9 protein-coding genes are annotated in these 7,745 nt (G+C 59.5%); 7 read left to right on the top strand and 2 right to left on the bottom strand.

Annotation, left to right across the window (positions count from 1 at the left end; genetic code table 11):
• Window positions 1-306: 306 nt before the first annotated feature.
• Window positions 307-693, top strand: coding sequence for a hypothetical protein (locus tag U5805_RS30450; RefSeq protein WP_322107201.1), 387 nt, complete (start codon window positions 307-309; stop codon window positions 691-693).
• Window position 694: 1 nt separating this feature from the next.
• Here the strand turns inward: U5805_RS30450 and U5805_RS30445 are convergent, their stop codons facing one another.
• Both U5805_RS30445 and U5805_RS30440 read right to left on the bottom strand, forming a co-directional pair.
• Window positions 695-904: a hypothetical protein gene (locus tag U5805_RS30445; RefSeq protein ID WP_322107200.1), complete on the bottom strand. Its 210-nt coding sequence runs from the start codon at window positions 902-904 to the stop codon at window positions 695-697.
• 459 nt (window positions 905-1,363) lie between these two features.
• The gene (locus U5805_RS30440) at window positions 1,364-1,936 is read right to left on the bottom strand and encodes a hypothetical protein (RefSeq protein ID WP_322107199.1); all 573 of its coding nucleotides are present in this window, start codon (window positions 1,934-1,936) and stop codon (window positions 1,364-1,366) included.
• A 160-nt stretch (window positions 1,937-2,096) separates the two neighbouring features.
• Here U5805_RS30440 and U5805_RS30435 point away from each other — a divergent pair, with 160 nt between their 5' ends.
• The 6 genes from U5805_RS30435 (at window position 2,097) to U5805_RS30410 (ending at window position 7,473) form a co-directional block, all read left to right on the top strand.
• Window positions 2,097-2,414 (top strand): cellulose synthase, encoded by a 318-nt coding sequence (locus U5805_RS30435; RefSeq protein WP_322107198.1) that lies wholly within the window; start codon window positions 2,097-2,099, stop codon window positions 2,412-2,414.
• A gap of 345 nt (window positions 2,415-2,759) precedes the next feature.
• On the top strand, window positions 2,760-2,993 hold the full coding sequence (locus U5805_RS30430) for a major capsid protein (protein WP_322107197.1): 234 nt from the start codon (window positions 2,760-2,762) through the stop codon (window positions 2,991-2,993).
• Between the two features lie 152 nt (window positions 2,994-3,145).
• Window positions 3,146-4,699: a hypothetical protein gene (locus U5805_RS30425; RefSeq protein ID WP_322107196.1), complete on the top strand. Its 1,554-nt coding sequence runs from the start codon at window positions 3,146-3,148 to the stop codon at window positions 4,697-4,699.
• 11 nt (window positions 4,700-4,710) lie between these two features.
• The gene (locus U5805_RS30420) at window positions 4,711-5,004 is read left to right on the top strand and encodes a DUF2523 family protein (RefSeq protein ID WP_322107195.1); all 294 of its coding nucleotides are present in this window, start codon (window positions 4,711-4,713) and stop codon (window positions 5,002-5,004) included.
• Between the two features lie 4 nt (window positions 5,005-5,008).
• Window positions 5,009-6,121, top strand: a complete 1,113-nt coding sequence (locus U5805_RS30415; protein WP_322107194.1) for a zonular occludens toxin domain-containing protein — start codon at window positions 5,009-5,011, stop codon at window positions 6,119-6,121.
• Window positions 6,118-7,473 (top strand): type II secretory pathway protein, encoded by a 1,356-nt coding sequence (locus U5805_RS30410; protein WP_322107193.1) that lies wholly within the window; start codon window positions 6,118-6,120, stop codon window positions 7,471-7,473. Before U5805_RS30415 ends, U5805_RS30410 begins: the two co-directional genes overlap by 4 nt.
• Window positions 7,474-7,745 lie beyond the last annotated feature (272 nt).

The following is a 7,745-nucleotide window of genomic DNA, read 5'->3' as shown; positions in this document are numbered from 1 at the left end:
TGATGCCTGGTAGGCCGTACTGGATTCGAACCAGTGACCAACGGATTAAAAGTCCTAGTCAATTTTCAATGAAAACAATGGTCTATGTACTATTTTTGCACCGCAATTGGAGTTGATCACGATAAGGCGCGTGCTTGCCCGGTATGGAGATTTGAGGACTTTGCGGAGCGGTCGCATCAGTTCGTTTTGTCGTATTGAGTGGTCCGCTACGTGTGGTCCTTTCGGTCCTAAATTTTTTGGCATGAATGCCGATATGTATGAAGAATCGCATTTCCGATCGACCACAACATTCCATCTGCGCCAATCATGAACAAGATCGTGTACATCGAAGCTTTTTTCAAACCCGTAGGCAAGGACGTTACCCGAGAAGTTCCGACCGGCGAGACGAAGAAGGGTTTTCTCGGTTTTGAGAAGGACGTGACGAAGAAAGTTACAAAATGGGAGCAGACCGGCTATTCAAATAGGGAGATTGACGGTCTGCGGCTCTCTGCCGACATCGAGAGGGCAGTTCAACAATTGAACCGCGAAGGGTACGAGGTGGTCTCGGTAACTCCCGTGATATCCGGCGCTTACGATTTCAAGTACGAGGTGAAGTTTGGCGGCGTTAATCACGGCGGCGGGGGCTACGGATATGGTTACGGATACAGTTACACGGAAGGCGTAACGATTATCGGAAAACGCGTGACGACGTAACTTAGCCTTCCCCTTGCGCCCATTTTCTGCACGCCTCAGCGTGCCCAGCAAACTCATCGCCCCGCTCAGTGAGGGCGAGCGCCCATGCAGCCACTTCGTCCGGCGATGGGATCATGCTGGACGGGCACTCATACAGGAAGAAGGCGAGCATCGCGTCCACCGTCTTCGAATCGCCTTCAGAAATAAAGCTCGGGAGAGGGGCTGTACTCATGATGTAGTTCCTGCCTGTGGGTTAGGTATTACTAACGCGCTAGCGCGCATGCAGCAAGTGCGACTCTGCGCGTGGGGTTATTTGGTCGCGCGTCGCCTGCGATTGCCGCGGCCAAAGCCGATGTTCCGTGAGGTTATTTGGTCGCGCCCCGAGTACGGCACTTTGACTGCCCCCAATCGATGCGAGGTGTGGGGTTATTTGGTCGCCGACGCAGATGCCTGTGGCGGCGCTCATCGGCCAGTCAGACACGGGGTTATCTGGTCGCACCCCGGGCAGCGGCACTACATGCCCTGCCAATAGGTCATTGTCGAGGTTATTTGGTCGCGCCGACGGCAGCCGCGTCGTCACGACCGGGCAAACGCGAGGTTATTTGGTTGCGCAGCAGCAGAACCGTCCTCGTTTGGCGCAGCTTTGAAGCCATTGAGGTTATTTGGTCGCGCTTCAGGCGATGGTGTCGGTTCAAATGTCGATGTCAGGCGGCATCGGATTGAATACTTCCATCGAGGCGTCTTGCAACATCGCTTCCGCGCGAATCTGCTCGGCGTAGTCGAGCAGTGGCCGCAACATGTCCAAAGCGTCCCCGGCACCATATTGCTTGCGGCGAAATTCGGCGAGTGCGAGCGTCTCATCTACAGCCTTTTCGCCGTGCTCCCAAACCGGATCGACAGTAGGCTCGCACTCCGCAAGCGCTGCGAACCGCATCTTTCGCTGAAGTGCGGACGCCATCTCCGGCGATAGCAATCTCGCTCGCACTGCAACCCGAATCTTCTGTTCGAGGGTAGACAGCGGCCATGTTCTGTCGCCTCGGCGATATGCGTTCCACGTTCTGCCCGTGGTTTCGGTGATACCAAGTAAACGCTCGATTGCAGTTGCGCTCACCTTTCCAGCCCGCACGGTTACTGGTTCGCGATGGGAGCCCGAGTCCTTCGCGGCTGCTTGCGTTAGACAGTGCGCCTCGATTGCGCAGACAAACTGTTGTGTCAATTCGGCCTGTGCACTCAGTGCTTCGGCTGTCTTTTTCGGTCGTCCCATAGGTATCAAAAAACCTCTTTTGAGTATTTTGCGACCCATTATAGGCCGACGCGTCTGCAATATGTGCGTACTCGCGCTGCTCCGCAAAACATTAACCAACAGGTAATTTTTCGCGAGTGAAAACTAACTGAATTGTTGAACCGAAATCTGGAGAAACACGATGACTTCGAAGCAAAAGCTCACCATCCTGGCTATCAACGAACGTAGCGGCACGTCTGTAAAAACCGGGCGTCCGTGGGTTATTCGAGAAGCGCAATCAATCCTCGAGCAATCCTCGTCGGACGGAACCAACATCGTTGTCGGGGTTATCAACCTGCCCCAGAGCCTTGCAGACACCCAACCGGGTGACTACCTAGCCGAATTTGCGTTGGCCCAAGGCAATGGTCAAGACGCGGGACGCCTTGTGCCGCGGATCGTGTCGCTGGTTCCGTACGGCCCGGTGCGAGCGCAACCGAAGCCCGACGCGAAGGCGGCGTAACGGTTATGCCGGCCGGCTCGATCCAGAGCATCCTCGTTTGCATCCCGCTGTCGTCAAATGATCAGCCAAGCGAGATAGATCAACAGCTATGCCCATCCACTGGCGGGCAAGCTTTCCGAGTTCAACAACAGCAAGCTTACGTGCTCTCGCCGGACAGTGCGGGGTACATAAACTCGATAGTGCAGCCGTTCGACTACACCGTTGCGGCTGGCTTTTGGGGCGTGGCGTTCACGACCATTGTTGGTTTGTGGTTGGTAAGTCACGGAGCAGGCGCAGTCGTCAATTTTCTCCGGCGCGCCTGAATTCAATATCGCGGGTGAGACCGCTCTTTTAAGGAAAACAAGCATGAAAGCAAAGCTCCAACGGCTGTTGAAATTCACCGCATGTTCAGCTGCGGCGTGCACCGGTGCGGCACACGCCCAAGCAGCTACGACCACCCCCGACTTCTCGACCCTGACGAGCGGAATCGACTTTTCGACCGTCACGACGGGCGTGCTCGCGGTCGCGGCCACTCTGATCACGGTGTATATCGCCATCAAGGGCGCGAAGATCCTGATCGGCATGGTCCGAGGCGCATAAGTCTCGGGCCGCACGGCCACGTATTGCGGGGGCTGCGGCCCCCGTTTTAACTGAGGCGACTTCATGGATACGAATAGTGCTTGGTATCTGATCATGTTTGTGTTCGGAATGGTCTGCGCATGGGCCGTGGTGGCAGGACTTAAGGAGTCTTAATGCGTGTCAGGGATGTGGTTCTATTCGTTGCGCTGAGCAGCCTGTTCGGCTCGCAGGTTGTACATGCGCAGGCACTGCTTGCGCCGGTCGAGAACCTTGTCATCAATCGAGCGGAGGCGGCCATCATCTCGCGCGTAGCGATTGCGCGCGGGTTCGCGGCAAACGATCCGCGCATCGCGGCGACGCTGGCCAGCATGGGGCAAGTTTCGACGGCGCTTAATGTTGTGAGTACGGGGGCTGCTGTGGGTCTAGGGTTCGCGGGTGCACCGGTGTGGCTGACAATCGCGGCGGGGGTGGGCATCCTTGCTGCGGGATCGGCGTTGTATGCGGGCAGCGTATCGCTGTCCCGCTCATTCGATGGTAAGACGATCACGGCCCAGCAGCCGCTGCCGCAAGGGGTGGGGGCGGGGTACATGGGCACGCCTGCGCCCGACCCCGGCGCGGGAAACATGGTGAACCCGTGGACATGGGCGGCGTCAATCGGCATCCCCGTGTACCACACCTCATCATGCATGCCGTCGAACCCCTGCGCTGCGCTTCCGGCTGCGCCGACGAGTGGGCAAAAGAACTTTGATTGGGTCGCGGGTGACATGGAAATGATCCCCAACACGCTCAATCAGGTGCAGCAGTTTCAGCAGTATCTGGCGACCTACGGCGCGCAGAGTGGTTCGACGGTGCCGCCCAATGGGGCGGACCAAGTTGTGAGTGTGAACGTTTTCTGGCAGCCGAACGTGGACGGTACGCAGCAGACGCTGACGCAAACGACGCTCTACAACCATTGCGGCTCATACGACAGCAGCGGAAACTGCATTTACTCGTTGCAATCGAGTACTCAGCCGCTGACGAACTGGACCGTTGGTCCTGGCGTGAAGCCGATCAGTGGCAGCGACCTGTCGCAGATCTATCCGAACCTTTCGTCGTCCTCGATTGCCACGCCGCTCGACCCCAACACGCTCGCGCAGCTTACAAACCAGACGTGGCAGCAGGCGGCCAACCAGCCCGGTTACCAAGGTCTGCCGTACTCGGTGACGCAACCACTAACGGCGAACGATGTGCAGCCGTGGGCCGCTGCGAATCCTACTGCGATGCCGAATGTCGGGGACTTGTTCCGCCCGGCGACGGATCCAGGCATATCGACGGTGACCATTAGCCCGACCGTGCAGCCGGGGGACGCTTCAGCGCCTAATGCGGGGAGCAGTCCAAGCGCGAGTAACGGGACGGACGTGAATGTGGTCAACACGCCGAACGTTAACGTTGTCAATAAGGTGTCGGTAGATCTTGGCGCTGATCCGGGCGTGGTCTCGCCGACGCTGGAATCGACGCCGACCATTTCGATGATCCTATCGCCTGTGATGGGCCTGCTGCCCGACCTGAAGCACTGGGCAGTGCCAGCGCATGGTTCGGCGTGTCCAGAACCGTCGTTTTCGGTGCTGGGTCATTCTTTCACGGTCACGGCACAGTGCGACCTGGCCGAATCGAACCGCACGGCAATCTATACCGCGTTCGCGGCGATGTTCACGCTCGCGGCGCTGTTCGTCGTGCTACGCGCGTAAGGGGAGGAGGCATGTTTGCGATTCTCGTCTCTGCGGCGAATGTAGCGCTCGGCTTTCTTCTGCGCTCGGTCGTCGCGAAGTTCTTCTTATACTTCGCGCTCTATTTCTTCGTGACCGAGGCCGTCTCGTTCCTCCAGTCGTCGGGCGTGCTGCCGTCCGCCTCGTCGTTGGCCGGGACGTTCGGGTCGATTGGCAACGACGTTTGGTTTTTCCTCGACCTGTGCGCGTTTAGCTACGGTGCACCGCTGCTGGTGTCGGCCTATGTGACGCGGTTCATCATTCGGCGACTGCCGATAATCGGGTAACGCGATGGCGATCAATGCGTATTGCGGCGTGATGGGTTCGGGCAAGTCGTATGAGGTCGTGCAGGGTCCGCTGCTCGACGCGATTGTCAGCGGGCGGCGGGTCGTGACCAATGTGGACGGCATTAACGAGGAGCGCATCCACGATTTTTTGATCGGCAAGGGACGCGGCGACGGCTCGCGTTTCGGCGCAGTTGTGCACGTGCGTACCGATGACATCAGCGAGCCGGCCTTTTTCCCGGTCGAGCATGAGTCGGCGGACGGTGCGACTGTTACGCCGGGTTTCGTGCAGTCAGGCGACCTGTTGGTGGTCGATGAGGCGTGGAAGCTGTGGGCGTCGGACAAGAAGATCTCCGACGAGCACATGGCGTTCTTCCGTATGCACCGGCACTTCACGCATCCCGATACCGGCGTGGCCTGTGACGTGGTCTTGATGGTGCAGGACATTGGTGACCTGCATCGTAAGGTCAAGCCAGTTGTGGAATTGTCGTTCCGCATGCACAAGCTCAAGTCGCTCGGTCTGTCGTCGGGCTACCGGGTCGAGCAGTACGAGGGCTGGAAGCAGAACAGCAAGACGCGCATTGGCACCTACGTGCGCAAGTACAGCAAGGAAATTTTCCCGCTCTACAAGAGCTATGCGGGCGTGGGCGGGAAGGAAGCCGTGGTCGACAAGCGGCAGAACATCCTGCGTAACAAGCGGCTTTGGCTGATCGTCGTGATGTTGGTGGTGATGCCAATCGTGTCAGTGCGGTTCCTGTGGACGTTCTTCCACCGTGCCGCGCATGGAACTACGGCGGCGGCAGCGTCCCCTGTGACGGCTTCGTCGGGCGCCGCGAATCCGGCGGCATCCTCCGGGCGCGCTGCGGGCGGTTCTAAACCGTCATTCTCGGAAAACTGGCGCATTGTTGGGAGCTACAGCGGGCCGGGCCGGTCGTGGGTGGTGGTCGCCGATAGCGTGGGGCGGCTGCGTATGGAAAGCCCATCGATGTTCCAGAACACAGGCGTGGTGCGCGTCGGCATGATCGACGGCGAACAGGTCTCGACCTTTTCCGGCACGAAGCCTGTCGCCGGTGGCGGCGGTGGTGCGACATCGGCGGGCTTGGGCGGGGTGGCGAAATGAAGCAGCTTGCGGCTGCGCTGCTGCTCACGGTCGGCGTCGCCCGTGGTGCTGAACCTCCCGTGCCAACGTCGATGCCGGGCCTCCCTCCCCTGCCGCCGTCGCTGTCTGCGCCATTGTCTAGCGCGGTAAGTGCGGGTCCGCTGCCTGCGCCGCCCGTGGTGCCGTTGAAGATGGGCAACGCGAAATCAGTGGATCTGCGGTTCGTCAACGTGGCCCAGGTGATCGACCTCGTATATGCGGACATGCTCCAGTCGCAGTACGTGATTGCGCCCGAGGTGTTGGCCGACACGCGTACGGTGTCGTTCCGCTTCGACCGGACGAAGGGCGACATTCGCGACGTACTGAACGATTTTCTCGCCTCGCTTGGGTTCGGCGTGACCACCAAAAACGGCGTCGATTATGTGTTCAAGCGCAAGGACGACGACAAGGCGGAGGCAGACAAGCAGGTGTTTGTGTATACGCCCAAGTATCGGACTGCGGACTATCTGGCGCGGCTGGTGCAGCCGCTGTTTAACGGGCAATTCACGATGAACCGGACCGTGCCTGCTGCGGCTGGATCGCGTGCGCGCGCCGATGCGTCGCCTACCTCGGCGGCGGCAATGGTCGATCAGTCGTCGGACACGATGGTGTTTCTCGGCTCAGCCAGGGAGATTGCCATGCTCAAGTCGGTGCTGCCGCAGGTGGACACCAAGACGGGCGAAGTCGCGATTCGTGCGTGGGTGTATGAGGTCTCAACGGAAAACGACAGGACAACGGGTTTTCAGTTGGCGGCAAGCATCCTTGGCGGGCGGCTGGGGATTTCGCTGGGCGCTGGGACGGTGGACGACAATGCGAACGCGCTACGGCTGCATACGGGGTTTTTGGATGCAGCGATTGCTGCGCTCGACTCCGACAGCCGCTTCCACGTAGTCACATCGCCGAACATACGCGTGGCTTCCGGAAAGCATGGGCGGCTCAACGTCGGGCAGTCGGTTCCGGTGATTGACTCGGTGTCGTATCCAAACTCGAGTGCGGCTCCGGTGCAGTCGGTGACGTACCAGGACGCGGGAGTGATCTTCGACGTGCAGCCGACCGTGAAGGATGACGTGATCGACACTGATGTGACGGTCGAGATTTCGGACTTCCAGAAGACCAGCACGGGCGTGAATAACTCGCCGACCAAGAACACGCGCAAGTCGGAGACGAGCATGACGCTGCGTGATGGCGAGGTGGTAGTGATGGGCGGATTGAGCCAAGGCAAGGACTCGATCGTGACTAGCGGTATCCGCTGGCTTCCGTCGTTCATGGACGGGCGAAGCCTATCGGGATCGCGCTCGGACATTGTGCTGGTGCTTCAGGTCTCGCGCATTTGACTGACTGCTGGACCATGGGGCGTTTGTCGCAGCAACGACGGATTGCGCCTGTGTCAAGGCTCGGCGTAGCCGACCGCGTAGCGGCGCGGCCTTTACACGGGCTACACCTCCATACGCTTCGGGATGGGTTGTGACGGCCAAGGGGCGGCGCAACCCATGCCGAACTACGCGGGGCGTAACTGGCGGAGGCGCTTTGCGCGGCCGCCTGCCCGCAGCGTTAAGCGAGGACAGCCGGGCGCGCGAAGCGCGCCTAGATTTATATCAGGGACACT

The organism is Paraburkholderia sp. J41, assembly GCF_905220235.1.
GTDB lineage: Bacteria > Pseudomonadota > Gammaproteobacteria > Burkholderiales > Burkholderiaceae > Paraburkholderia.
The sequence above is the reverse complement of the archived record's forward strand: the minus strand, read 5'-3'. Positions and strand labels throughout refer to the sequence as shown.